Raw genomic sequence first — 23307 nt, 5'->3', positions numbered from 1 at the left:
AAAACTACTGATACCGAGGAGACGCCCGGGGGCCAGCAGGCTCATCGGGACCTAGAGGACCAGAGGCACATCAAATTCGCGCCAGACCTCCGCGAAGGCGTCAAGGCGTTAGACGTCTACCTCGACCGCCAAGCTCTCAGATGCCGACCGCGACCTTGGTCTTCCGACGAAACGCAAGGACGCCCATGGCCGCGAATCCCAGAACCATCATCGCCCAACTCGAGGGCTCCGGAACGGCAGAGATCGCAGCTGAACCTTCGGCGAGGTAGCGAATTCCCCCGCTGCAGCTCCAATTGTTGCACTCGAATGACGGGCCCCCAGCTCCTCCCACGATCGGGTCCACTCCCGGCACCGTCAGCGGATTGGCAAATGTCAGCTGGATGTACCGCTGATAGATCAATCCGTCCGAAAGGAAGATTGTCACCGTATCGGTCGGATTGTTGATGCTGGAATTCCAAAGACCGGTATAGACATCACCGGCCATCGCAACGCCCGTCGTGGTCGTGATGTTGACCGGCCCGTTGTAGCCATACACATTGATCGTGAACGTGCCGTTCAGCGTTCCACCATCCGGGGCGCTATTCGGCAGCACGAATTGGAGGTTGCTGAGATTCCAAACGATATCTGCACGCGCCGATGAAATCGGACTGGCGCAGATTGCGCCAAAAACGAACGCCGCCGCCGTTCCCCAGGCCCCGAGTGACTTCATGACGTCCACTCCCTGCTCTATTTTTTTATGCTGCTCGATTATAGATATTAAATCAAGTTTAATTTAACTTACGTCAGCCCTTCTGACCCGACGGCATCCAGTTCAGTATTTGACGTAACCCGCGAAGGCATGACGCCGGCGCCGCACTCGTTCAGGCGATGGCCTGCAGGATCATCTTGCGCGCCCGTCGTCCCTCCGGCGTCGGCATCAGCGCGTAATTGTGCGGCTGGTCGCGCCACAGATGCAGCTCGACCGGCACGCCTGCGGCCCGCGCCCGCGCGGCGAGATCGACGCTATCGGGGTAGAGCAGATCGCGCGTGCCCGAGAAGATCGTCATCGGCGCAAGGCAGCGGAACGCGCCGTTGAGCGGGCTGACGAAGGGATGGCCGATATCTAGCTCGCCGGCATAGAGCCGCCCGGCCTCGACGATGCCGGGAATGTCCTGGATCGGATCGCGCGCGGCGATCTCCCTCTGCTCGGGGCGGCCGACAGCCGCGTCGGCTCCAGGCGAGATCAGGATCATCAGGTTCGGCTGCCGGTGTCCGTGGTCGCGCAGCCATTGGCACGCCGCAAGCGCAAGACCCGCACCGGCCGAATTTCCGACCACGGTGACCTTTGCCTGGCCCGCATCCTCCAGCAGCATCCGCAACAGCTCGCCCGTAACAGGCACCACATCCTTCGCGGTGGCGCGCGGCGCCAGCGGGTAGATCGGCACGACGCAGACGACGCCCGCCCTGCGCGTCATCTCGCCGACAAAGCGCCAATGCGCCGGCGCGATCTCGTTGATGTAGCCGCCGCCATGCAGGAACATGACGAAGTTGCAGCCCTCATGGCCGGACGACGGCGCGGTGTAATAGACCGGCCATCCGCCCATCTTGGTCAGCACCGCCTCGACGCCGCGCCCCAACCCCGTCGGCTCGAAGGATGCAGGCGCGAGTGCGAGCTTCTGCACATGGGCCTGCACGGCCTCGGCGGAGGCGAGCTGCTGCTTGTAGGGAAGCTGCCGCAGCAGCAGGTTGAACAGGCGGCTCTGCAGGCTCGGCGCGGGATCGCGCCGGGCCGGCGGGCTGAACACGCAACCGACCGGGCAAAACTGCAAGGCCGACACAAGTCTTGCAACGCTCATCGCCACATCCCCATCTGGCTGTTTCGACCCGGCGACGAAAGGCTTGCGGACCCGCCGCCGATTGCAGCTATAATGCGAGCATTCACTCGCTTTTCCTACTCGCATTCGGATCACAAGGCCGTGGCTCGCAAACCGCCCACCACACCCCGGAAAAACGCCTCGCAGGAGCGATCCCGCGCGACGGTCGACGCGCTGATCGAGGCGACTGCTCGCATTCTGGTCAAGGACGGTTTCGAGAAGACGAGCACCAACCGGATCGCGGACCTCGCCGGCGTCAGCGTCGGCTCGCTCTATCAATATTTCCCCAGCAAGGAGGCGCTCGTCGCGGCCGTGATCGAGCGCCACAACGAGGAGATCATGGCCATCGTCCGCACCACGCTCACCGAGGTTGCGGCCATGCCGATCGAGAAGGCCGTCCGCCGCCTCGTCTCCGTCGCGATCGACGCGCACCGCGTCAATCCGAAACTGCATCGGGTGCTTGCCGAGCAGATTCCTCGCGCCGGAAAGCTCGACGTCGAAGCCTCCAACCGCGAGGTCCACGGCCTCGTCCGCGCCTACTTCGAGAACCACCGCAAGGAAATGCGCAAGATCGACCTCGATGTCGCGACCTTCATCTGTGTCAGCGCCATCGAGGCGATCGCGCACAACACGGTGCTGAACCACGCGGAGCTGCCGTCGGAGAAAATGGTGCGGACGCTGGTGAACGAGACGACGAGGATGGTGGTGGGATTTTTGCGCCCAGCCGCCTAGCATTCGTTAGCGGAGCAGGCTTCAGCGCTGGCGCATCCAAGCCGCGATCGTTTGCGACGACCAGGACGACGCGCGTTACCTCGTTACAGAACCGTCGCACTTCAAGAATGCGTGCGCGAGCCATGCGAGGGGTTGAATCCCGGGCGGGACTCCTACCTATCCGGACAGGTAGATACCTGAGAAAGTCAGATGATTCAGTCACCGGAATGGAGGGCCATCGCGATTGCAGCCACGATCGCATGCGTCTCGATGTCCGTTCTGGCCGTTGACGCAGCCGTCGACCTGGACTTCAGCGGATTGACCAAACGCCTGGAGAGCGCGCAAGCCTCCTTCGTGGATACGATGGGGCAATATCAGCTGGCCTTCGCCGCTCCGGCAAAGCCCCGCGGCAGTGTTGCTGCGGAGCGGCGGTGTCCGCGCAGCCGGCGCTGAAGGCCAGCCTCAGCAGCCTTGTCGCGATGTCGCTGTCTTCTGCAACCTTCCATGGAGGTTTCCCGGCCTGGAACACAATCACAGCATCAGCAGCGTACTAGGAAAAGCCGCTCGGAACGCCGGGGAGATTACCAAGTTTTCCCGATAGCCCAGGTTCGTGATCCTGGGCCGAAGGTAACTCGTGCCCCAGCTCTACTTCAGTCCTTTTGGTGGAGCTGGGGCCTTTTTCCCGCCGGCCGCCGGCGTGAACCTGCGACCGCTTGCGCTGCGCGCGTCCTCGCGAACCATCTGCCCGCACATCCTCCACCCTCAGCGGCACAACATTTGATGTATCCGCCACCGCGTGCGCGACTATAGTTTCTGACCGAGGGGGGCGCGGATGGAACGGCTTAGAAACGCGTTGGAGCACCTCGAAGCTCCGGACTGCCCAAATTGCCACCTCACCATGAGGTGGTTTCGCTCGGAGCTGGTTCGTGATGACCAGCAATCCACCGTCGCACATCTCTTCATCTGCCCCAACTGCAAGGGGGCGCGCCGCGTAGATACCGACTTTACTCCTCCTGTTCGCATCCCGCCGGAGAAGCTGGCGACTCCCCGCTTCCGCGTCGTCCGAGGAGGACGACGCTAGCGATTGTGTGGCCCGGTTAGGAACTCGAAGAACGCGCCGGTGATTGTCCTTGCGCTGGCTCGCCGCCGAGCCGGCGGAGCGGCCCCGGCCCATCCCCCCTAGCCCCTGCAAGCCGGGGCTGTCTCTCCGGCCGCGGCGGTGACCATCACTCCCCCCTTGCCTGCGACGTCGAGGGAAACGCCGGCTTTTCCCAGGGCTCACCACGCCGCAGACCGTCGGCCAGCGCGGACGCGCATGCGGCCAGCAACGCCTCCCCCTTATCCCGCGAGCTGCGCCTGGCGTCCCCCGCAACGCCTGTCGAAGTCACCTGGTCGAACGACACGAACCGCTTCAGCGTCGGCACCAGCGAGGCAACAACGTCGAACGCCGGCCCCTGCGCTTCCCCGAGACGGTCGGCATCGACCAACTCGGGATGCACGGCCATCATCATCGACGTTTCGGCTTCGCACGCGTGCATGAGACCTGACTGATCCTGCAGAATATTCGAGATCGCCTCGCGGGCCGCCATGAAATAGGTCACGGTGGCGATCGGCGCATTCAGCACACGCGTCAGATCCGCCGTGATCGCAGCCAAGGCCGCGATGTTTCCAGCATGTCCGTTGACAAGGACGATCTTGCGAAAGCCGGCGTCCAGCACGGAGCGGCACAGGTCCCGCAAGAGCAGACAATATGTCTGAAGCGTCAGCGAGAACGTCCCTCCGAACGGGACATGGTGGTCGGCCAGCCCACACCATACCGTCGGCGTGACCACGATCGGCAGTTCCGAACTCAACAAGCCAGCCACCCGCCGGCACACCTCCGTGACCAGCATGTCGTCGACGCCGGTCGGCAAGTGCGGACCATGTTGTTCCGTGGATGCGACGGGCAGCAGCACAATCGCGTCGCGCGCAGCCAGCGTTCGCAAGGTGGCCGCATCCAAGCGATTCCAGGTCGTGCCTGCCATGACGTTCAATCCGACGATATGACGACCGCGGCGCGGGGCCCACATGCCGGAGCGCGTCGCGACCGAGCCCGGGTCACTTCTTGACCAAGGGGCATTCGCTCTCGCTCAAGGGAAAGTAAGCCTCGCTGCTCGGCACGGTTTTGATGATGTTATAGTACTCCCAGGGGGCGGTGATCTCTGAGGGCTCCTTGACCTGCGCCAGATAGAAGTCGTGAATGAGCTTTCCGTCTTCCCGGATGGTCGCCCCTCTCGCGTAGACATCATCAACCGGGGTCGCGCGCATTTTCTCCAGAACCGCATCGGTCTCGTCGGTATCGGCCGACACGGCAGCCTTGAGATAGTGAAGCACGCCAGAATAGGTGGCGGCTTGCGGCTCCGTCGGCATGGCGTTTCGAAGTTTGAAGAAACGTTGGGAAAATGCTCTCGTTTCCTCGTTCCGCGCCCAATACCATGCCGTCAGGGTCGTCAGACCTCGCGCGGTCTGGGCGCCCATGGCATGCACGTCGCTGATGAACATCAGTTCGGCGACGGGTTTCTGAGAACCGGCCGTCATGCCGAACTCGTTCCATTGTTTCATGGAGTTGACGAGCTGGTCGCCCGCATTGGCGAAGGCGACGACCTTGGCACCCGAGGCTTGCGCTTGAAGAAGGAACGAGCCGTAGTCGGCATTGCCGAGCGGGTGGTAGACCGCCCCGACGGCCTTGCCGCCGCTCGAGGCGAGCACACGCTGCGACTCCAGCACCATGTTCTTCCCAAAAGCATAGTCGGCGGCGATGAAGTACCAGCTATCGAAGCCCTGGGAGACGAGTGTTCGAATGGGGCCTGCGACGAGGTTATAGGAATCATGAAGCCAGGCGAGGCCTGTCTTGGTGCACTGTTTGCCGGTCAGTTCGGTCGTTGCGACCGACGTGTAGATGACGATCTTGTTCTTGTCTCTTGCCAGCGATTGGATCGCCAGCCCGACCGCCGAATTGCCGACATCCGCGACCATGTCGACGCCATCGATATCGAACCATCTGCGCACGATGCCGACGCCAATATCCGCCTTGTTCTGATGGTCGGCCGATATGATCTCGACCTTGACCGAGGGATTGGTCTTCTGAAAGTCCTCGACCGCAAGCTTTGCCGCGACGACTGATCCCGGTCCATTGATGTCGGAGAGCGGGCCGGTCTGATCGTTGATGACGCCGATCTTGATGACGCCGCCTGAAAACTCCGCCGCATTTGCCGCGCTACAACACGATATGAACGCCATGGTCGCCAGCAGAACAGCACCGCGGGCCCCTCGCCGTCCCTGACATCGCATCAACAATTCCTTCCTGGACCCATGATCGGTCATTCGACGCCCCCAAATATGTCGCGTGGTCGCTTCAGCATTGCAGTCGTGAGACCTGCAATCGTGAGAGCTGACTTGGCGTCGCAGCTGGTTGTCCGCGCCCTGTCCGCCCCTTGTCCGCCCCCTTGGCCTTGCCGCGTCCTAAGCCGATACCGGCTTGCGCGACCGGAGCTTTTCTGCCGCACGATCGACGGCGGCCTGACGAGCGCGGAGCCACGGCTGCGAGTCTGATTTGATCTTCTCCAAAAGCTCCGAAGGGGCGTTCTGCACCGTGATGTCAAAGGGCGGCTCGGGTTGATACTCGAGGAAGAGCTGCAACCGTTTCGCGACGTCCTCGCCGCAGACTTCTGCGGCGACCCGGAACGCGAAATCGACGCCGGCCGTGACGCCGCCTCCCGAGATGCGATTGCGATCGACGACGACGCGCTGGTCGACGGCGATTGCACCGAACGAGGCCAGCATGTCTCGCATCAACCAATGGCAAGCCGATCTGTATCCCGTGAGCAGGCCAGCCGATCCCAGCACGAGGCTGCCGGCGCAGATCGACGTGACATAGCGCGTCGAGCCGCCCTTCTCGCGGACGAACGAAATCACCTCGTCATCGCCCATGATCGACGTCATGCCGGGACCTCCCCCGATGCAGAAAATGTCGAGGTCAGGACACTCGCCGAACGTCGTTGTCGGCAGCAGCGGCAGTCCGACGTCGCTCACGATCGGCTCGATGCGCTTCCAAAGCAGATGAACCCTGGCGTTCGGCAAACGGGCCAGAACCTCAAATGGTCCGGTGACATCGAGCTGGGTCATGCCCGGGAAGTAGACGATCCCGATGTGAATGGGCTTGCTGGACATTGATCGCCTCTTCCTTTGACTGATGCCGCCTCGTCCTTGACGGGGACGATGTTGACAGCCGCCGGGCTTTGCCGAAATGTCAAACGACACGCATTTTCTGCCAAGGCTGACATGACCGCCGCCTCGCCCCGACGTCTCGTCTTCGTCCTGTTCGAGGATGGGCTTCTGCTCGATTTTGGGGGGCCGCTTCAAGTCTTTGAACTGGCTTGCGAAACGGCCCCGTCGAATCCGCCTTATTTGTGGGAGATCTGCTCCGTGAGCGGCGGGCCTGTTCGGACCTCCGCCGGCCTTGAAGTCATGACGCGCCCCCTCCCGGTCGATGTGGAGGGCATCGACACGCTGATCATCGGCGGTGGGCCCGGCGTGCACCGGGCCGCCACGGATCCCAGGCTCATCGCATTCTTTCGATCGGCCGCTCCGCACGTCAGGCGGGTCTGCTCGGTTTGCACGGGGGCGTTTGTCCTGGCAGCAGCCGACCTCCTTGCCGGTCGTCGCGCGACGACGCATTGGGGATCATGCGATTTGCTGAGGACGCGCTATCCCGACGTCACGGTCGAAGTCGATCCTGTGTTCGTTCATGACCGGGGCATCTGGACTTCGGCAGGGGTCACCGCCGGCATCGATCTGGCGCTCACGCTGCTGGAGGACGACCTCGGCCATCGCGAAGCGATGAGGGTCGCGCGCAGATTGGTCGTCTTTCTCAAGCGGCCCGGCGGCCAGGCCCAGTTCAGTGTGCCGCTTTCAGTGCAATCGTCCGACCATCCGGCATTCGAGGAGATCTCGGCATGGATCCAGGACAATCTTGGCGGAGATTTGCGCGTCGAACGATTGGCCGAGCAGGCCAAGATGAGCCCCCGCACGTTCGCCCGGATGTTCCGGAAACGAACGGGGCAGTCCCCCGGCAAGACCGTTGAGGAATTTCGCGTCGAGGCGGCGCGTCGCGCTCTCGAAGAATCCGAAGCGCGCATCAAGGAAATCGCAGCTCGTGCCGGCTTTCAAAGCGAAGAGCACATGCGCCGCGCTTTCCGTCGGCGTTTGAGCGTTCTGCCCAACGAATATCGTGTCAGGTTTCACGCAGGCGCCGGTCAGTTGCGCGAGCCGAGAGCCGAGAGATAATCAGTACGGCCACGCGCCCGTTGCAATCCGTGTACCGGGCATTCAGGGGATTTCTTCCATCCTTGCCGATGATGGTTGCGAAGCCGGCGATCCTATCACACGCTACTCGTCCCCATTGTCAGGGCACGGCGCGGTTAGAGAGAAAGCTGTTGCAAGGATTTGAAATCGTCCCAGACAATCCTTGTCTCACCGATTATCGTCCTTTCGCCCTGCTAGCGTGACGTGCGAAAGTCCTTCCCTCACGCAACAAGATTATCCCATGCCGAGAGAATCTATGCCCCAGTGGCTGCAAGACCTAATTACGGGTTGGCCGATGATCCGCGCTAACCTGCCCACGTTCCTAGTGATCTTAGTTCTTATGGTTGGTGTCGTATGGTATCTATTTGGGCAGGTTTATAACCAGCGCTTGGCTGATCGTGACAGCGTCATTAGCAACAAAGAATCAGAAATAGCTCTGCTCAAGAGCCAAAGGGACGACTACAAAGACAAGCTGGGCGGTGCGTCACCAGACCAAGCAAAAGCCCGCATTGATACATTGGAAGCGAGGCTATCCAAGTTGGAACCTCGTCGCCTGACTGCAAGCCAACAGGAAGAGCTAACCAGAAAACTGCAGCTTCCGGCAGGACTCACTCCCTTGGTACAAATCTATCAAGAATCATCTTGCTTCGATTGTCACATTCTTGCCGAGAACTTTGTAGCCGCCTTCTCGGCCAACCCAGGATGGGTGGTGAGAAATCAAGTCCTGATGGGCGGGCCTCACACTGTTCCATCCGGTATTGGAGTTGCGTTTTTCGACCCAAACTCAACAGAATCTAAGATCGTAGTTGATGCTCTCCGCGCTGCAGGTCTGCGATTTGATCGGCAACCGAACCTTGGCAATCCTCAGCCACACCTTCCTGCAGTTATCCCTAACCCGGTCATTCAGATCACATTCACAAATGCGGCGCCACAGCCGTGACCGTAGGCCTTGGCCTCGTCGTTGCTGCGAAGTGGACGCTGCTAAGTTGACTATTTAGGAACTGAGATCGGCGCCGCGGCGCTCGCTTTGAAGCCCCGTCCAGAACGCCCACACGGCGCCGCTCACGGCCGCACCACCGCGCCCGCAATGATGGGGTTGCGCAGACGCCGCCGCGTAATGCGTGGTTTTGAGGAACGAAAATTGCCTCTTCATCGCGATCACGGAAGCTGGGGCAGAGACGTCCATTCCGAGCGTGAGAAACGTTCAGCAACGGCCGCCTTCTGCGCGGCCAGTGTGTCCGCTGCCGTGACCATCACTCCCATCTTGCCTCGACATCGAGCGAAACGCGGGATTCGGTGACAGCGCTAAATTGAACCGAGACAAACTCCCCCGCGCCGTTGATGTGAAGGCATCCCCTGGCCACGCCACCATGGCCTCAACATCGCGATCGGATGATCGAGCGCGATATCAAGCTCGCTGCTCACCCCTCGCGTGAGCGCATCCTGAATCCGTTGCCGGCCGAGATCGGCGTGCGAGCGCCCCAAGGCATCCATTTTGTCCGCATCCCGGCCCCTGATCGCGGCGACCATCGCGATGTGCTCCGTCAGGATCGTATTCATGTGCTTCTGATACGCAGCCTTCGAGGCGAAGTGCTCCACATTGTAGGCCAGATAGGCGATGCGCAGCGCGAGCGTGAGGAGGTGCAGGTCGTTGCGCTCGATCAGCTTGTTGCCGCAGGCAGCGGCGATCAGCGCATGAAACCGCCAATTGCTCTCGTTCATCTCCTCCGCGCGACCCGCCGCCTCGTGCTGTTCGAATGCAACACGTTCGGCATCGATCTCGGCAAGCTGGGCATCGGTTCGGCGTAGCGCCGCCCACCTCGTGACGAGCCGCTGGGTGATATCGAGCGCCTCGAACATCTCGCGAAGATCATCCCAGTTGAGACTTGCAACGCTGGCGCCGCGGTTCGGCAGCACCACCACCAGCGATTCCGAGGCGAGCCCGACCAGGGCTTCGTGCATGGGGGTTCGCGACAGGCCCAGCCTTGCAGCGAGGACTGCCTCATCGAGCGGCGCGCCCGGTCGCAGGGTGAGCGAAACGATCTCGCGCCGGAGCACGGTATAGGCGAACTCGACGCCCCTTTGCCCGGCGGCGGCGGTGGTCTCGGCTCCAGCTAGCGGGGCGATGCGGCTGGCAGGATGACATCATGCCACTGTTTTGCCCGACGGATCAAGTAAAATTCGGAAAAACGTTACCCCGTGGCAACTCCGCTACTGTGCATGGGGTTGTTTTCGATAGTTTGGTCTGCCGGCCACCGGTGGCAGCCACTACCACGCTTTTCGCTGCCTGCGTGGGCCGTTCCGGGGGTGTGGGCGGGAACGCTAAAATGCTGCGACCTCGCCTTGCGCATCGCGCCGATCCTAGCTAATGGAACGACGTTCGGAGCGTGGCGCAGCCCGGTTAGCGCACTAGTCTGGGAGACTAGGGGTCGGAGGTTCAAATCCTCTCGCTCCGACCATTTTTCTCAAAGCATCCAGCGGGTGAAGGAACGGACGGGATCGAGCCCGCTTGCGGGCGCGGGCCCATCTGCGGCGGATGCCCCCTCAGCCATCCTTCAGCGCCTGATCCAGCATGTCCTTGCAGGCGACGAGGTCGCCGAGCACCCGTTCCAACCGCTCCCGGTCCAGCGCGCTGGGCCCGGCCGGCGCGGCGGCGGCGCCGCCCTTGCGGAAGGTGGTGAGGATCTCCTCGTCGTCGATCTCGGCGAAGCGGAAGTCGATGCCTTCCTCCTCCTCGCCCTGGTAGTCGTCATCGTCGCTGTCGGTGACGCCCTTGATCGGCGGCTCCTCGTCCACCTCCATCAGGCTCGCGCCGATGGCATCCTCGATCGCCCCGAACGAGACGGCGGCTGCGCTGTCGGCGAGGCCCTGCACTGATTTGACGCCGTGCTCCTTGAGGATCCGCTGCACCCCGCGGATGGTGTAGCCCTCCCCGTAGAGCAGACGGCGGATGCCCTTGAGCAGGTCGACGTCGTCGGGGCGGTAATAGCGGCGGCCGCCGCTGCGCTTCATCGGCTTGATCTGGGAGAAGCGGGTCTCCCAGAACCGCAGCACGTGCTGCGGGATGTCGAGTTCCTGCGCTACTTCGCTGATGGTTCGGAACGCATCCGGCGCCTTGTCCAAATGCCAAATCCTTTGCGAGAGGCGTTAGGCCTCCTGGGGAGCCTTGGTGGCATCGCCATTGGTGCGGTGCTGGGCGTTGATCCGCTGCTTCAGGATCGCCGACGGCTTAAACACCATCACCCGGCGCGGCGAGATCGGCACCTCGGTGCCGGTCTTCGGATTGCGGCCGATGCGCTGGCCCTTCTTGCGGACCATGAAGGAACCGAACGACGACAGCTTCACCGTCTCGCCCTTCTCAAGGCAATCGGTGATCTCCTTCAGCACGAGTTCCACGAAGGCGGACGATTCCGTGCGCGACAGTCCCACCTTCTGGTAGACGGCTTCGCAGAGATCCACACGCGTTACGGTTTTGCTTTGATCGGTCATCGCCCTGCCCCACATCACGGCGAACAATTGTTGTCTGAAATTATGAACTTACGATACGACGGTCAACACCGTTCATCAATGCAGACGCATCGATATCGAGCACGAATTCCGGCAAAATTTTATCGATGTGGCTTTACCAGCGCACCAGCGCCGAGCCCCAGGTGAAGCCGCCGCCCATGGCCTCCAAGAGAACCATATCGCCCTTCTTGATGCGGCCGTCCTTGCGCGCCACGGCCAGCGCCAGCGGGATCGAGGCCGCCGACGTGTTGCCGTGGCGGTCCACCGTCAGCACCACCTTCTCCGGCGCGATGTGCAGCTTGTGGGCGGAGGCGTCGATGATTCGCTTGTTGGCCTGGTGCGGCACGAACCAGTCGATGCCCTCGGCATCGAGCCCGGTTGCCTTGAAGGCGTCGACGATCACGTCGGTGATCATGCCGACCGCGTGCTTGAAGACCTCGCGTCCCTCCATGCGCAGATGGCCGACGGTCTGGGTCGAGGACGGCCCGCCGTCGACGAACAGCTTGGCCTTGTGGCGCCCGTCGGAGCGCAAATGCGTGGTGACGATGCCGCGGTCGGTCGCGGGATTGCCCGGCTGCTCCTGCGCCTCCAGCACCACCGCGCCGGCGCCGTCGCCGAACAGCACGCAGGTGCCGCGGTCGTTCCAGTCGAGGATGCGCGAGAAGGTCTCGGCGCCGATCACCAGCGCGCGCTTATAGGCGCCGGTGCGCAGGAAATTGTCTGCGGTGGCAAGCGCGAACACGAAGCCGGAGCACACCGCCTGGAGATCGAAAGCCGCGCCATGATTGATGCCGAGCCCGTGCTGCACGGCAACCGCGGTGGCGGGGAAGGTGTTGTCGGGCGTCGAGGTCGCGAGCACGATCAGCTCGATCGACTGCGCGTCCACGCCGGCGTCGGTCAGCGCGGCCTGCGCGGCCTTGATCGCAAGATGCGACGTGAACTCGCCCTCGGCCGCGATGTGCCGCTCGCGAATGCCCGTGCGCTGCACGATCCATTCGTCGGACGTGTCGATACGCGCCGCCAGTTGGGCGTTGGTCACCACCTGCTCCGGCAGATAAGAGCCGCAGCCGAGCACGACCGAACGAATTTGAGTCACGAAACATCCTCCGGCGCGGTCTGCACGGAACTGAGTGCACCACCCTCGCGGTTGAGCATCTGATTGATCTTGTTCAGGAGATCGTAGTGAGCCATCTCATAGCCAACATCGATCGCATAGGCAAAGCCTTCGGCGTTGATTCCGCCGTGGCTCTTGACCACGAGCCCGTTCAGCCCGAGCAGCACGCCACCGTTCGACTTGTTCGGATCCATCTTGTCGCGCAGCGCCTGAAAGGCGTTGCGGGCAAAGAGATAACCGAGCCGCGACAGCCAGCTCCGCTGAATCTCGTTACGGAGTAAGTCCGCCATCTGGCGCGCGGTTCCCTCGGCAGCCTTGAGCGCGATGTTGCCGGCGTAGCCCTCGGTCACGATCACATCCGCCATTCCCTTGCCGATGCCGTCACCTTCGACGAAGCCGATATAGTCGAGTTCCGGCAGGTTCATCGCACGCAGCATTTCGCCGGCCTCGCGGATCTCCTCGTGCCCCTTGATCTCCTCGGTGCCGATATTGAGCAGGCCGACGGTCGGGCGCCTCTTGTCGAACACCACGCTGACCATGGCTGCACCCATGATCGCAAGCGACACCAGGTGATGCGCATCGCCGCCGATCGTAGCGCCGAGATCGAGCACGACCGACTCACCGCGCCTGGTCGGCCAGATCGCGCTGATGGCAGGACGGTCGATACCGGGCAGCGTGCGCAGGTGGAACCGGGCCATCGCCATCAGCGCGCCGGTATTGCCGGCGGAGACCGCGACATCGGCCTCGCCCTTCTTCACGGCATCGATGGCAAGCCACATCGAGGAGGTCTTCCGTCCGCGGCGCAGCGCCTGGCTCGGCTTGTCCGAGCCGCTCACGGCCACGTCGGTATGGATGATCTTCGCGGCGGCCTTGAGCTGGGGATGCCGATCGAGTTCGGGCTCGATTTTGGCGCGGTCCCCGACCAGCAGGAATTCAGTATCGCGATGCCTGCCGAGCGAGATGGCGGCGCCCGGAATGACCACGGCGGCGCCGGCGTCGCCCCCCATGGCGTCCAGCGCGATGCGAACCTTGCTTGGCATAGAAGTCCCGGAAACCTGGTCTGGTGCGGTCTTGAATTAGCGGGGCCGCGAAATGGGCTCGCCATGGACATGGCGACCGGCCAAGCGCCACGCCGCACCCGGACCGGGGCGGACAATAGCGTTTTGTTATCCCGAAACAACCTCTTGCCCCCAGCCTTTTGTATCACAGGCGACCTGGCGACGAACTGGCGATTTCGCGAAAAACAATTACAGATCAGCTAGATAAAACAACCATTGAAAGCACTCCCGCAAACACCTCGCGCCTCGAGGCAACGGGCTCTTACGGGCAATACCCAGCTATTTGCCCTTCTTCTTGCCCCGCTTGTTGTCCTGGAGGGCCTTCAGCGCCGCGAATGGATGGTCCTCGGGATCGGGCGCGGTCACGTCAGCCTCGAACACCGCACCCGGCTTGCGGGGATAGGGATCGATCGCCAGGAACAGCGCATCGGTGGCGATGCGGCCGAGGTCGATGGCTCCGTTGACGATGGCCTCCGGCGGATCGGCAACTTCCGGCGGCTCGTCGTCGTCCTGCCCCTCCTCGATCAGGTCCTCGAGCCGTCGCGTCTCGGCTTCCGGGGCAAAGGTCAGATCGACCTCTTCATCGATTTCGTTCTCGATCGGATCGAGCGTAACCACGCAGGTCTGGCCGACCCTGGCCCGGACGCGGCCAGTGACCTGGATCCGGCCGCCGCTCTTCGGCACGACGTCGAAATCGGCGTGGGCCGCCAGGATGTCGCGCAGGCCCGCAACATCGGCCATGGCCTGGCGCTCGGCCGCCGAAGCTTCAAGCTTGCGATGCAGTCCGGTGTCGGGAATTTGCGCCACCATTACCGGCGAGCGCCAGGGATCGGGTTTAGATCCGGTCTCCGGTCTGGTCATGACGCCTCACCTTCCTGCAGCGGTGCAGGGAATTTGAAAGATCCGAGCCGCAGCGCGGCCTCATCAGTTAGGCCGAGATCCGCATTCGCGGCCACTGCATAGGCGGCCAGATGCCGCGCGTGATCCAGGCTGACCCCGTTCAAGATATTCTTGCAGATCGCCTGCGCCAGCGCCTCAGGGCCCGTCTCGATCGCCTGGTCGTAAGCCTGGACGCGGCCATAAAAGGCCTCGCCGAAGGCCTGCATCCGCTTCGGGACGACCTGATCGCCCACCCCCATCTCGCGCAGATTGTCGTCCATGTCCTCGCAAAAGCGGTCGAACAGGGCCTGCGACAGCTCCACCCCGCTTTGGGCCGCCCGCAACCGCCGCAGCAACAGCCAGAGGTGCAGGAGTAATAGGTCGAAACGGCCATTAACCGTATCCGGCACGCCCAAGTCCCGGTAAAATATGGGTTCTCGCGCCTGCGTCACGATCATGCCATAGATGGCCTCAATGGTGCCGGCCGGGGTTAGCCGGGGTTTCCTGAAGTGATTGAACGGCCAAAGCATTGTGGTTTCCGCAAGCGGGCGCGCGTGAGTTGCATCAAGTCGCCCAGCCCGGTACTTCAGCGCCTCGCGCGACGCAAGGGGACGGAATCAGTTCCGCTATGACGATAACGAACCAGACCAGCCTGCGCCTGAACAAGCGGCGCGGCCTTCATGCGCGTTGGCACGGCTTGAATTCGCGCTGGCGCGGCTTGTGCATGCTCGCGGCCGTGACCCTGGTCGGTGCCGCCCTTGCAGGCTGCGCCGGCGAACAGTTCCAGAAGGGCTACATCCTGCCACCCGGCGCCCTCGAGCAGATTCCGATCGGCGCGAGCCAGGACCAGGTGCTGATCGTGATGGGCACACCCTCGACCGTCGCGACGCTGGACGGCGAGGTGTTCTATTACATCTCGCAGCGCTCCGAGCGCATGGTCGCCTTCATGAACCAGAAGGTCGTCGACCAGCGCGTGATCGCGATCTATTTCGACAAGAACCGGCGCGTGCGCCGGCTTGCGAATTATGGCCTCCAGGACGGCAAGATCTTCGACTCGATCAGCCGGACCACGCCGACGTCGGGCCAGGAGATGAGCTACCTCGCACCGCTGTTCAAGTTGCTCAGCTTTAACTGAGCCTTCAGCCTGCGGCGTCGTGCCGCTGTTTGCGCGGGCGTGCGACTTGCCGTTGCACGCCGGGTTCCCTACGCTCCCTGCAAAACAAGAAGCTGGGAGTGGATTCGTGCCAAACAACATTCTGTCCCGCCGTCGCGTGCTTGCCGGTATCGCCGGGCTTTCGGCCGCCGCGATCGTGCCGCGATCGAGCCTTGCCGATTGGAAACCGACCGAAAACATCCGCATTATCGTGCCGGCCGCAGCCGGCGGCTCGACCGACGTGATGGGCCGATTGCTTGCCGCCCATCTCCAATCGGCCTGGGGCCAGACTGCCGTCGTGGAGAATCGCTCGGGCGGCGGCGGCACGATCGGCACGGCGGAAGTGGTGCGCTCCAAGGCCGACGGTCATACCGTCCTGATCGGCAATCCCGGGCCGAACGCGATCGCCTACAGCATCTTCAAGAACCTCACCTACAAGCCGGACCAGCTCCAACCTGTGACCAACATGATCCGGATCCCGAACATCGTGTCGGCGCATCCCAAGACCGGCATCAAATCGATCGCCGAGCTGATCGCCTATCTGAAGGCCAATCCGGACAAGCTGAGCTACGCCTCGTCGGGTGTCGGCCAGAGCCCTCACCTCACCGGCGCCTGGTTCCTCCAGCTCACCGGGCTGAAGATGACGCACATCCCGTTCCGCGGCGCGGGGCCGGCGCTTCAGGCCGCCCTCGCCGGCGACATCCAGATCCTGTTCGACAATCTCTATCCGAGCCTGCCGCAGGTGCAGAACGGCACGCTCAACGGCCTCTGCGTCACCACCACCGAACGCAGCGACCTCGCGCCGAACCTGCCGACGATGCGCGAAAGCGCGCCGGAGCTTGCGAATTTCGACGTGTCGTCGTGGTTCTCGGTCTTCCTGCCGAAGGGCGTCCCCGCGCCCGTGCTCGAGGCGCTCAATCTCCAGGTCAAGGCGATGCTGGAGCGCGACGACATCAAGAAGCAGATCGCCGCCATGGGCGCTCGCGCCGACTACGGCACCCCGCAGCAATTCTCCGACTTCGTGGACGCCGAGACGAAGAAATTCGCCGGCATCATCCAAAAGGAAGGGCTGCAGATGGACGTTCAGTAGGTCCCGCTCCGCCGGCAGACGACGATGCGTCCTCACCAGTCGCTGCCGGATCGCGCGGCCCCCTTCGGCAAAAAATGAAAAACAACCCCATGCACAGTAGAGGTGCGGTCGCGCGGCACGCGGTCGATCGGGTCAGATCAATTGCGGGTCGAGCGACCGACAAGCGGCCTCGCGCTGGCCATCACCGCCATGCGCGGCACGCGGTCGCGCCGAGCGAAACCGAAGGCGACTTCGCCTTTTTCGAATTTCCTTTGACCCGTCGGGCAAAACAGTGGCATAATGCCACCATGACCAATTCGGAAACGCAACAGCCGATCGCCGTAGGCGACGCACGGAATGCCAGCTGACATCCGGCCTCCAGGCAACCCCACTCTCACTGTAATTATCGTGTCTCACTTCAGGCGCGACGCTCGCAGAGGCAGCGCCGGAATCTCTCTTGACTTAGAGTGCGCTCGAACACGTAGTTTCCGTGCGTCGTGATGAGAGACAGTCATGAAGATCGGCGAACTCGCCAAGCGTTCCGGACTGACGGCCCATACGATCCGCTACTACGAGCGGATCGGGTTGTTGCCTTACGCCGACCGGGATCGCTCCAGCCGGCGCGACTACGACGCCTCGATCCTCGTGTGGATCGAATTTCTCGGCCGTCTGAAGACAACAGGCATGCCGATCCGGGACATGCTGCTTTACGCGGAGCTCCGGGACCGAGGCAGCGGCACCGAGGCCGAGCGGCGCGCGCTGCTGGAGCGGCACCGCGAAAGTGTGCGCGCCCATGTCGACGAGCTGAATGCCTGTCTTCTCGCCCTCGACACCAAGATCGGCGGTTATGCCGAAACGGAACAGAGGATGAAGGATTATGATGCAACACTTCCCGAACGCCGCCGAAAACCGGTTGGAGCGCGGTCGGCGCGCACTCGCTGAGATCGACGGAGAGGCCGGCCACAAGGTCGTGGCGGCGCTTGCCGACATCGCCCCGGACTTCGCCACCTATATTTTCGAATTTCCATTTGGCGACATCTATTCACGGCCCGGGCTCGACCTGCGTTCGCGCGAGATCGCAACAATCGCCGCGCTCGCGGCCATGGGGAACGCTGCGCCTCAGCTCAAAGTGCATATCGAGGCGGGTCTCAATGTCGGGCTCAGCCGCGACGAGATCGTCGAGATCCTCATGCAGATGGCCGTCTATGCCGGCTTCCCGGCTGCCCTCAACGGGCTGTTCGCAGCGAAGGAGGTATTTGCGCAAAGAGCCGAAGACGGATCGCCGCCGAAAGACTGATGCTTGACCGTCAAGCTCTATTTTGTCGTGCAGCTCGACTACGAGCGCCCGGATAAAAATCCCGCGGCTCGCGCCGCGGGGTTTTGTCTTGTGGGATCGCGTCAGCCTCAGTGCGCCAGGATCGCCAGCAGCAGCAGGGCCACGATGTTGGTGATCTTGATCATCGGGTTCACCGCGGGTCCCGCCGTGTCCTTGTAGGGATCGCCGACGGTATCGCCTGTCACGGCCGACTTGTGAGCATCGCTGCCCTTGCCGCCGAAGTGGCCGTCCTCGATGTACTTCTTGGCGTTGTCCCAGGCGCCGCCACCCGAGGTCATGGAGATCGCGACGAACAGGCCCGTCACGATCACACCGAGCAGCATGGCGCCGACGGCCGAGAATGCCGCCGACTTGCCGGCGACGCCGCCGCCCGCGATCACATAGATCACGAAATAGACGACGATCGGCGACAACACCGGAAGCAGCGAGGGGATGATCATTTCCTTGATCGCCGCGCGCGTCAGCAAGTCGACCGCCTTGCCGTAGTCAGGCTTGTCGGTGCCCTGCATGATGCCCGGCTTCTCGCGGAACTGGCGCCGCACCTCCTCGACGATCGCGCCGGCCGCACGGCCGACGGCGGTCATGCCCATCGCGCCGAACAGATACGGCAGCAGGCCGCCGAACAACAGGCCGACCACGACGTAGGGGTTGTTCAGCGAGAAGTCCGGATTGACGCCGGCGAAATAGGCATGATGCGCGCTGTCTGCAACGAAGAACTTGAGGTCCTGGTTGTAGGCCGCGAACAGCACGAGAGCGCCGAGACCGGCGGAGCCGATCGCGTAACCCTTCGTCACCGCCTTGGTGGTGTTGCCGACCGCGTCGAGCGCGTCGGTCGACTTGCGCACCTCCTTCGGCAGGCCCGCCATCTCGGCGATGCCGCCGGCGTTGTCCGTCACCGGGCCGAACGCATCGAGCGCGACGACCATGCCGGCCAGCGCCAGCATGGTGGCCGTCGCGATCGCGATGCCGAACAGGCCGGCCAGGCTGTAGGTGACGAGGATGCCGGCGATGATAACGAGCGCGGGCAGCGCGGTCGCTTCCATCGAGACGGCGAGGCCCTGGATCACGTTGGTGCCGTGGCCGGTCACCGAGGCCTGGGCGATCGACTTCACCGGACGATAGTCCGTGCCGGTGTAGTACTCGGTGATCCAGATGATCAGCGCGGTGACGACGAGGCCGACCACGCCGCATTCGAACAGCGCCATGCCGGTGTAATCGACGCCCTCGAGCTTGCCGAAGCCGATCAGGTAATAAATCACCAGCGCGATGCCGATCAGCGACAGGATGCCGGTTGCGATCAGGCCCTTGTAGAGTGCGCCCATGATCGACTGGCTCGGCCCGAGCTTGACGAAGAAGGTGCCGATGATCGAGGTGATGATGCAGATGCCGCCGATGGCGAGCGGCAGCGTCATCATGTTGGTGAGGATCGGCGTCTTGGCGAAGAAGATCGCAGCCAGCACCATGGTGGCAACCGCAGTCACCGCATAGGTCTCGAACAGGTCGGCGGCCATGCCGGCGCAGTCGCCGACGTTGTCGCCGACGTTGTCGGCGATCGTGGCCGGGTTACGCGGATCATCCTCGGGAATGCCCGCTTCGACCTTGCCGACGAGATCGCCGCCGACATCGGCACCCTTGGTGAAGATGCCGCCGCCGAGACGGGCGAAGATCGAGATCAGCGAGGCGCCGAAGCCGAGCGCCACCATGGCGTCGACCACGGTGCGGCTATCGGGCGCGAGCTTCAGCGAATAGGTCAAGAAGCCGAAATACAGCGTCACGCCGAGCAGCGCGAGACCGGCGACCAGCAGGCCGGTGATCGCGCCCGCCTTGAAGGCGAGCTCGAGGCCGCCGGCGAGCGACGTCGTCGCAGCTTGGGCGGTCCGCACGTTGGCCCGAACCGAGACGTTCATGCCGATGAAACCCGCCGCCCCCGACAGGATCGCACCGATGGCAAAACCAATCGCGACATAGAGGCCGAGGAAATAGGCAAGCAGCACGAAGATGACGATGCCGACGATGCCGATGGTGGTGTACTGACGCCGCAGATAGGCCTGCGCGCCTTCGCGCACCGCTCCTGCAATTTCTTGCATGCGCGGCGACCCCGCATCCGCGCCCAACACAGAAGACGTCGCCCAAATCGCGTAGACGACGGAAAGCACTCCGCAGAGCACTATCAACCATAATGCTGTCATGTGATTTTTGCCTTAGATCCTTGATGTACCCCCGGCGCCTTTTCTTGTCCGTCGAGCGGTTTGGCGCCTTGATTCTGAACAAAGCCGCCCTCAGGCGGCTTCAGTCAGCCGCAAGCTTGCCTTAATCAAATTGAGGGTGCAACGCCGTATCGGGACGAAATTGCCGATCTCGGCAGGTATTTAGACTAGTCCCGAGCGTCCGACCGCCGGCCGGCGCAATTGCTAGAAGTGGCTGAAGGACAATCGCTTCAAGACCAGTTCCCGGCCTTGCCCGTCCAGGAAGCGCGGGCGTTCATGGCCGGCGACGATCGTGCCGATCGCCGTGACGGCAAGGCCCACCGCCTGCCCCGCGGCGATCAGCGCATCGCATTGCGCGGGAGGTGCCGTGCACAGCACCTCGTAGTCGTCGCCCCCGGCCAGCAGCGTCTCAACGCAAATCGCCTCGCGCGCAATCAGGCCCGCCGCCTCTGCCGACAAAGGCACGCTCGCCACGTCGACAATGGCGGAGACATCGGACGCCGCGCAGAGCTTCGTCAAGTCGCCGGCGAGCCCGTCGGAGACGTCCATCGAGGCCGACGCATGATCGCGCACGGCCGGTGCCAGCACATTGCGCGGCTGCGGGATACGGTAGCGCGAGATCAGTGCTTCCTTGGCGGCGAGATCGGACGCCAGCGCGGTGGCCGCCGCGCCGCCGGTGAGCACGTCGAGCCCGAGCGCGGCATCGCCGATCGTTCCGGTCACCAAAATGCAGTCACCCGGCCTCGCGCCGGTGCGGCCGACCATCCGCCCCTTCGGCACGCGTCCGAAAGCGGTGATCGAGATCATCTGCGGTCCCGGCGTCGAGACCGTGTCGCCGCCGAGCAGCGGGCAGCCGAAGATCCTTGCGTCCTCGCCGAGCGCATCCGCAAACGGCTTCAGCCAGGCGTCCTGCTTGCTGCGCAATGCCAGCGTGAGCAAGAAGCCTGCGGGCGCAGCCCCCTTGGCGGCGAGATCCGACAGGTTCACCCGCAGCGCCTTGCGCGCGATGGTATCCGGCGGATCGGTGGCAAGATAATGCACGCCTTCGACCACCGCATCGGTGGTGACGACGATGTCCTCGCCCGACGAGGACAGGATCGCGGCATCATCAACCAGGGCGAATGCGCCCGGATCAGTCACCAGCGGCTTGAAGTAGCGCGCGATGAGGGAGTCTTCGCCGGAGGCTTGGTTTCTGTCCTGACTCACGATAGCAGAACCGTCATCCTGAGGTGCGAGCCCTTGCGAGCCTCGAAGGATGCACGGCCAAGGTGCGACCGCGACGGCACGCCGCCGCCCTTCGAGGCCTCCGCTTCGCTCCGGCACCTCCAGCGACAATGGCTTCGCCATTGCGCGGGGGTGACGGCTACGGCGGAAGTCGTCGTCTCAATTACTTCGCCCGAACTCGTCACCGCGAAACTGGCGGCCGATCTGGTCGAGCACGGCGTTGACCATGCCGGTCTCCTCGCGGTCGACGAAGGCGTTGGCGACATCGACATATTCGGACACGACGACGCGGCCCGGCACGTCCTTGCGATGCTGAAGCTCATAGGCCCCGGCCCGCAACACCGCGCGCAGGATGGCCTCGATCCGCTTCAAGGGCCAGCCCTTCGACAGCGCCTCGTCGATCAAGGGATCGAGCTTCTTCTGGTCGCGCACGACGCCGGAGACGACGTCGCGGAAGAATGCGGCTTCCGCCGGCAGGTAGGTGTCGCCCTCGACCTCGTTGCCGAGCCAGTGGCTTTCGAACTCCGCGAAGATGTCATTGATGCCGGCGCCGGCGATGTCCATCTGGTACAAGGCCTGAACGGCCGCGAGCCGCGCCGCACCGCGCCGGTTCGCTTTCTTCTCTGCGGGCGCAGCTGGTTTCCTGGTGTCAGCCATGGTTCAGGCCCGCGCCAGGCGGCGCTTGATACGCAGCATCGCCAGCGCCGCGCGCGCGGCATCGCCGCCCTTGTTCAGCTCGCTGGCGCGCGCCCGCGCCCAGGCCTGGTCCTCGTTGTTGACGGTGAGAATGCCGTTGCCGAGCGGCAGCTTTCGCGCCACCGCAAGGTCCATCAGCGCGCGCGAGGATTCCTGCGAGACGATCTCGAAATGAATGGTGTCGCCGCGGATGACGCAGCCGAGCGCGATCACTGCATCATAGGGCTTGCCGTTCGCCGCCGCCGCGTCGACCGCGATCGCCACGGCCGCCGGGATCTCCAGCGCGCCGGGAACCGTGATGACGTCATGGGTGAGGCCCGCCGCCTTCAGTTCAGTGACCGCGCCGTCCAGAAGCGCGTCCTGGAGATCGTCGTAGAACCGTGCCTCGACGATAAGCGCACGCGCGCCGGAAATGTCGGTCTGGTCCTTCAGGGGTGCGCGCCGCGCGTCTGCCATCGTCTAAATCCGTTCTACTGGGTCGGCGCGTTATGTAGTCGCCGCAGGCGTGTAAGCCAAGTTCTTAAAAGGGGTCATTCCGGCTCTGCCGGTCACTTCATTTCCGTCAGCCGCGCCGCATAGCGGGCCATCAGATCGACCTCGATATTAACTTCGCTGCCCGCCTTCCAGCCGCCGATCGTCGTGACATCCAGCGTATGCGGAATGATCAGCACCGAAAAGGTCACGTCATCGACCGTATTCACCGTCAGCGAGACACCGTCGAGCGTGATCGAGCCCTTGGTGGCGATGAAGCGCGCCAGCTCCCGCGTCGTCGAGAGCACGAACCGCGCCATGTCGGGCAGATCCTCGCGGCTGACGATGGTGGCGATGCCGTCAGCATGGCCGGCGACGATGTGGCCGCCAAGCTCGTCGCCGATCTTGAGCGCGCGCTCGAGATTGAGCTTCGTGCCAAGCTTCCAGTGTTTGGCCGTCGTCAGCGCCAGCGTCTCCGCGGCGGTATCGACCTCGAACCAGGTTTTGCCATCAGCGACGCCGGAGGCGACCACGGTGAGACAGACGCCGTTGCAGGCGATCGAAGCGCCGTCGGCGATGGTGGTCTGATCGTAGCTGCAGGCAATGCGCAGGCGGTGCAATTGCCCCTGCGCCACGGGTTTGAAGCTGACGATCTCGCCGATATCGGTGACAATGCCGGTGAACAT

At 63.3% G+C, this 23307-nt stretch carries 26 protein-coding genes and 1 tRNA gene; 9 read left to right on the top strand and 18 right to left on the bottom strand.

Going from position 1 to position 23307, the window contains the following annotated elements:
• Window positions 1–136: 136 nt before the first annotated feature.
• Together G8O24_RS12800 and G8O24_RS12795 are read right to left on the bottom strand one after the other, a co-directional pair.
• Entirely contained in the window at window positions 137–709 is a 573-nt protein-coding gene (locus G8O24_RS12800) for a PEP-CTERM sorting domain-containing protein (RefSeq protein WP_188099713.1), read from the bottom strand.
• Window positions 710–860: 151 nt separating this feature from the next.
• Entirely contained in the window at window positions 861–1835 is a 975-nt protein-coding gene (locus G8O24_RS12795) for an alpha/beta hydrolase fold domain-containing protein (RefSeq protein WP_188099711.1), read from the bottom strand.
• Between the two features lie 120 nt (window positions 1836–1955).
• On the opposite strand from G8O24_RS12795, the gene G8O24_RS12790 reads away from it, so the two are divergent.
• Both G8O24_RS12790 and G8O24_RS12785 read left to right on the top strand, forming a co-directional pair.
• A complete protein-coding gene (locus G8O24_RS12790) occupies window positions 1956–2585 on the top strand; it encodes a TetR/AcrR family transcriptional regulator (RefSeq protein ID WP_188099709.1) in 630 nt (209 codons plus the stop codon).
• A 249-nt stretch (window positions 2586–2834) separates the two neighbouring features.
• Window positions 2835–3017: a hypothetical protein gene (locus tag G8O24_RS12785; RefSeq protein ID WP_188099707.1), complete on the top strand. Its 183-nt coding sequence runs from the start codon at window positions 2835–2837 to the stop codon at window positions 3015–3017.
• A gap of 773 nt (window positions 3018–3790) precedes the next feature.
• Here G8O24_RS12785 and G8O24_RS12780 read toward each other — a convergent pair.
• The 3 genes from G8O24_RS12780 to G8O24_RS12770 all read right to left on the bottom strand — a co-directional run bounded on the left by G8O24_RS12780 (window position 3791) and on the right by G8O24_RS12770 (window position 6773).
• Window positions 3791–4588, bottom strand: coding sequence for a creatininase family protein (locus G8O24_RS12780; protein ID WP_188099706.1), 798 nt, complete (start codon window positions 4586–4588; stop codon window positions 3791–3793).
• 73 nt (window positions 4589–4661) lie between these two features.
• The gene (locus G8O24_RS12775) at window positions 4662–5843 is read right to left on the bottom strand and encodes an ABC transporter substrate-binding protein (protein ID WP_244645835.1); all 1182 of its coding nucleotides are present in this window, start codon (window positions 5841–5843) and stop codon (window positions 4662–4664) included.
• Window positions 5844–6065: 222 nt separating this feature from the next.
• Window positions 6066–6773 carry a DJ-1/PfpI family protein gene (locus G8O24_RS12770; RefSeq protein WP_188099704.1) on the bottom strand — a complete coding sequence of 236 codons (708 nt, stop codon included), beginning with the start codon at window positions 6771–6773 and terminating at the stop codon, window positions 6066–6068.
• A 111-nt stretch (window positions 6774–6884) separates the two neighbouring features.
• On the opposite strand from G8O24_RS12770, the gene G8O24_RS12765 reads away from it, so the two are divergent.
• The gene (locus G8O24_RS12765) at window positions 6885–7889 is read left to right on the top strand and encodes a GlxA family transcriptional regulator (RefSeq protein WP_188099702.1); all 1005 of its coding nucleotides are present in this window, start codon (window positions 6885–6887) and stop codon (window positions 7887–7889) included.
• 274 nt (window positions 7890–8163) lie between these two features.
• The gene (locus G8O24_RS12760; RefSeq protein WP_188099700.1) at window positions 8164–8847 is read left to right on the top strand and encodes a hypothetical protein; all 684 of its coding nucleotides are present in this window, start codon (window positions 8164–8166) and stop codon (window positions 8845–8847) included.
• Between the two features lie 365 nt (window positions 8848–9212).
• Here G8O24_RS12760 and G8O24_RS12755 read toward each other — a convergent pair whose 3' ends face one another.
• Window positions 9213–9965 (bottom strand): GntR family transcriptional regulator, encoded by a 753-nt coding sequence (locus tag G8O24_RS12755; RefSeq protein ID WP_188099698.1) that lies wholly within the window; start codon window positions 9963–9965, stop codon window positions 9213–9215.
• 323 nt (window positions 9966–10288) lie between these two features.
• Here G8O24_RS12755 and G8O24_RS12750 point away from each other — a divergent pair.
• Window positions 10289–10366, top strand: a tRNA-Pro gene (locus tag G8O24_RS12750).
• A gap of 85 nt (window positions 10367–10451) precedes the next feature.
• On the opposite strand, the gene G8O24_RS12745 is transcribed toward G8O24_RS12750, so the two are convergent.
• The 6 genes from G8O24_RS12745 to G8O24_RS12720 form a co-directional block, all read right to left on the bottom strand.
• Window positions 10452–11030: a MerR family transcriptional regulator gene (locus G8O24_RS12745; RefSeq protein ID WP_188099695.1), complete on the bottom strand. Its 579-nt coding sequence runs from the start codon at window positions 11028–11030 to the stop codon at window positions 10452–10454.
• A gap of 24 nt (window positions 11031–11054) precedes the next feature.
• Window positions 11055–11396, bottom strand: coding sequence for an integration host factor subunit alpha (locus G8O24_RS12740; protein ID WP_188099694.1), 342 nt, complete (start codon window positions 11394–11396; stop codon window positions 11055–11057).
• Window positions 11397–11529: 133 nt separating this feature from the next.
• Window positions 11530–12510, bottom strand: a complete 981-nt coding sequence (locus tag G8O24_RS12735; protein WP_188099692.1) for a beta-ketoacyl-ACP synthase III — start codon at window positions 12508–12510, stop codon at window positions 11530–11532.
• Window positions 12507–13568, bottom strand: coding sequence for a phosphate acyltransferase PlsX (plsX, locus tag G8O24_RS12730; RefSeq protein ID WP_188099690.1), 1062 nt, complete (start codon window positions 13566–13568; stop codon window positions 12507–12509). The genes G8O24_RS12735 and plsX overlap by 4 nt, the downstream gene beginning before the upstream one ends.
• A gap of 297 nt (window positions 13569–13865) precedes the next feature.
• Window positions 13866–14447 (bottom strand): YceD family protein, encoded by a 582-nt coding sequence (locus tag G8O24_RS12725; protein WP_188099689.1) that lies wholly within the window; start codon window positions 14445–14447, stop codon window positions 13866–13868.
• Complete coding sequence (locus G8O24_RS12720) at window positions 14444–14995, bottom strand: ubiquinol-cytochrome C chaperone family protein (RefSeq protein ID WP_188099687.1); 552 nt, start codon at window positions 14993–14995, stop codon at window positions 14444–14446. Before G8O24_RS12720 ends, G8O24_RS12725 begins: the two co-directional genes overlap by 4 nt.
• A gap of 98 nt (window positions 14996–15093) precedes the next feature.
• Between G8O24_RS12720 and G8O24_RS12715 the strand changes: the two genes are divergently transcribed.
• Both G8O24_RS12715 and G8O24_RS12710 read left to right on the top strand, forming a co-directional pair.
• Window positions 15094–15600 (top strand): outer membrane protein assembly factor BamE, encoded by a 507-nt coding sequence (locus G8O24_RS12715; RefSeq protein WP_188099685.1) that lies wholly within the window; start codon window positions 15094–15096, stop codon window positions 15598–15600.
• Between the two features lie 106 nt (window positions 15601–15706).
• Window positions 15707–16708, top strand: coding sequence for a Bug family tripartite tricarboxylate transporter substrate binding protein (locus tag G8O24_RS12710; RefSeq protein WP_188099683.1), 1002 nt, complete (start codon window positions 15707–15709; stop codon window positions 16706–16708).
• Window positions 16709–16845: 137 nt separating this feature from the next.
• Here G8O24_RS12710 and G8O24_RS12705 read toward each other — a convergent pair whose 3' ends face one another.
• The gene (locus G8O24_RS12705) at window positions 16846–17058 is read right to left on the bottom strand and encodes a hypothetical protein (RefSeq protein ID WP_188099682.1); all 213 of its coding nucleotides are present in this window, start codon (window positions 17056–17058) and stop codon (window positions 16846–16848) included.
• 142 nt (window positions 17059–17200) lie between these two features.
• Between G8O24_RS12705 and G8O24_RS12700 the strand changes: the two genes are divergently transcribed.
• The gene (locus G8O24_RS12700) at window positions 17201–17629 is read left to right on the top strand and encodes a MerR family transcriptional regulator (protein ID WP_188099680.1); all 429 of its coding nucleotides are present in this window, start codon (window positions 17201–17203) and stop codon (window positions 17627–17629) included.
• Window positions 17568–17984 (top strand): carboxymuconolactone decarboxylase family protein, encoded by a 417-nt coding sequence (locus G8O24_RS12695; protein WP_188099846.1) that lies wholly within the window; start codon window positions 17568–17570, stop codon window positions 17982–17984. Before G8O24_RS12700 ends, G8O24_RS12695 begins: the two co-directional genes overlap by 62 nt.
• Before the next feature lie 107 nt (window positions 17985–18091).
• Here G8O24_RS12695 and G8O24_RS12690 read toward each other — a convergent pair whose 3' ends face one another.
• The 5 genes from G8O24_RS12690 to G8O24_RS12670 form a co-directional block, all read right to left on the bottom strand.
• Window positions 18092–20212 carry a sodium-translocating pyrophosphatase gene (locus tag G8O24_RS12690; protein ID WP_188099678.1) on the bottom strand — a complete coding sequence of 707 codons (2121 nt, stop codon included), beginning with the start codon at window positions 20210–20212 and terminating at the stop codon, window positions 18092–18094.
• A 222-nt stretch (window positions 20213–20434) separates the two neighbouring features.
• On the bottom strand, window positions 20435–21436 hold the full coding sequence (thiL, locus tag G8O24_RS12685) for a thiamine-phosphate kinase (protein WP_311972300.1): 1002 nt from the start codon (window positions 21434–21436) through the stop codon (window positions 20435–20437).
• Window positions 21437–21613: 177 nt separating this feature from the next.
• Window positions 21614–22111: a transcription antitermination factor NusB gene (nusB, locus tag G8O24_RS12680; RefSeq protein ID WP_188099675.1), complete on the bottom strand. Its 498-nt coding sequence runs from the start codon at window positions 22109–22111 to the stop codon at window positions 21614–21616.
• Between the two features lie 3 nt (window positions 22112–22114).
• On the bottom strand, window positions 22115–22606 hold the full coding sequence (ribH, locus tag G8O24_RS12675; protein ID WP_063683084.1) for a 6,7-dimethyl-8-ribityllumazine synthase: 492 nt from the start codon (window positions 22604–22606) through the stop codon (window positions 22115–22117).
• 92 nt (window positions 22607–22698) lie between these two features.
• Entirely contained in the window at window positions 22699–23307 is a 609-nt protein-coding gene (locus G8O24_RS12670; protein WP_188099673.1) for a riboflavin synthase, read from the bottom strand.

The organism is Bradyrhizobium campsiandrae (assembly GCF_014529705.1).
In the GTDB taxonomy this organism is placed as follows: Bacteria; Pseudomonadota; Alphaproteobacteria; order Rhizobiales; family Xanthobacteraceae; genus Bradyrhizobium; species Bradyrhizobium campsiandrae.
This window is presented reverse-complemented; position numbering and strand designations above follow the sequence as displayed.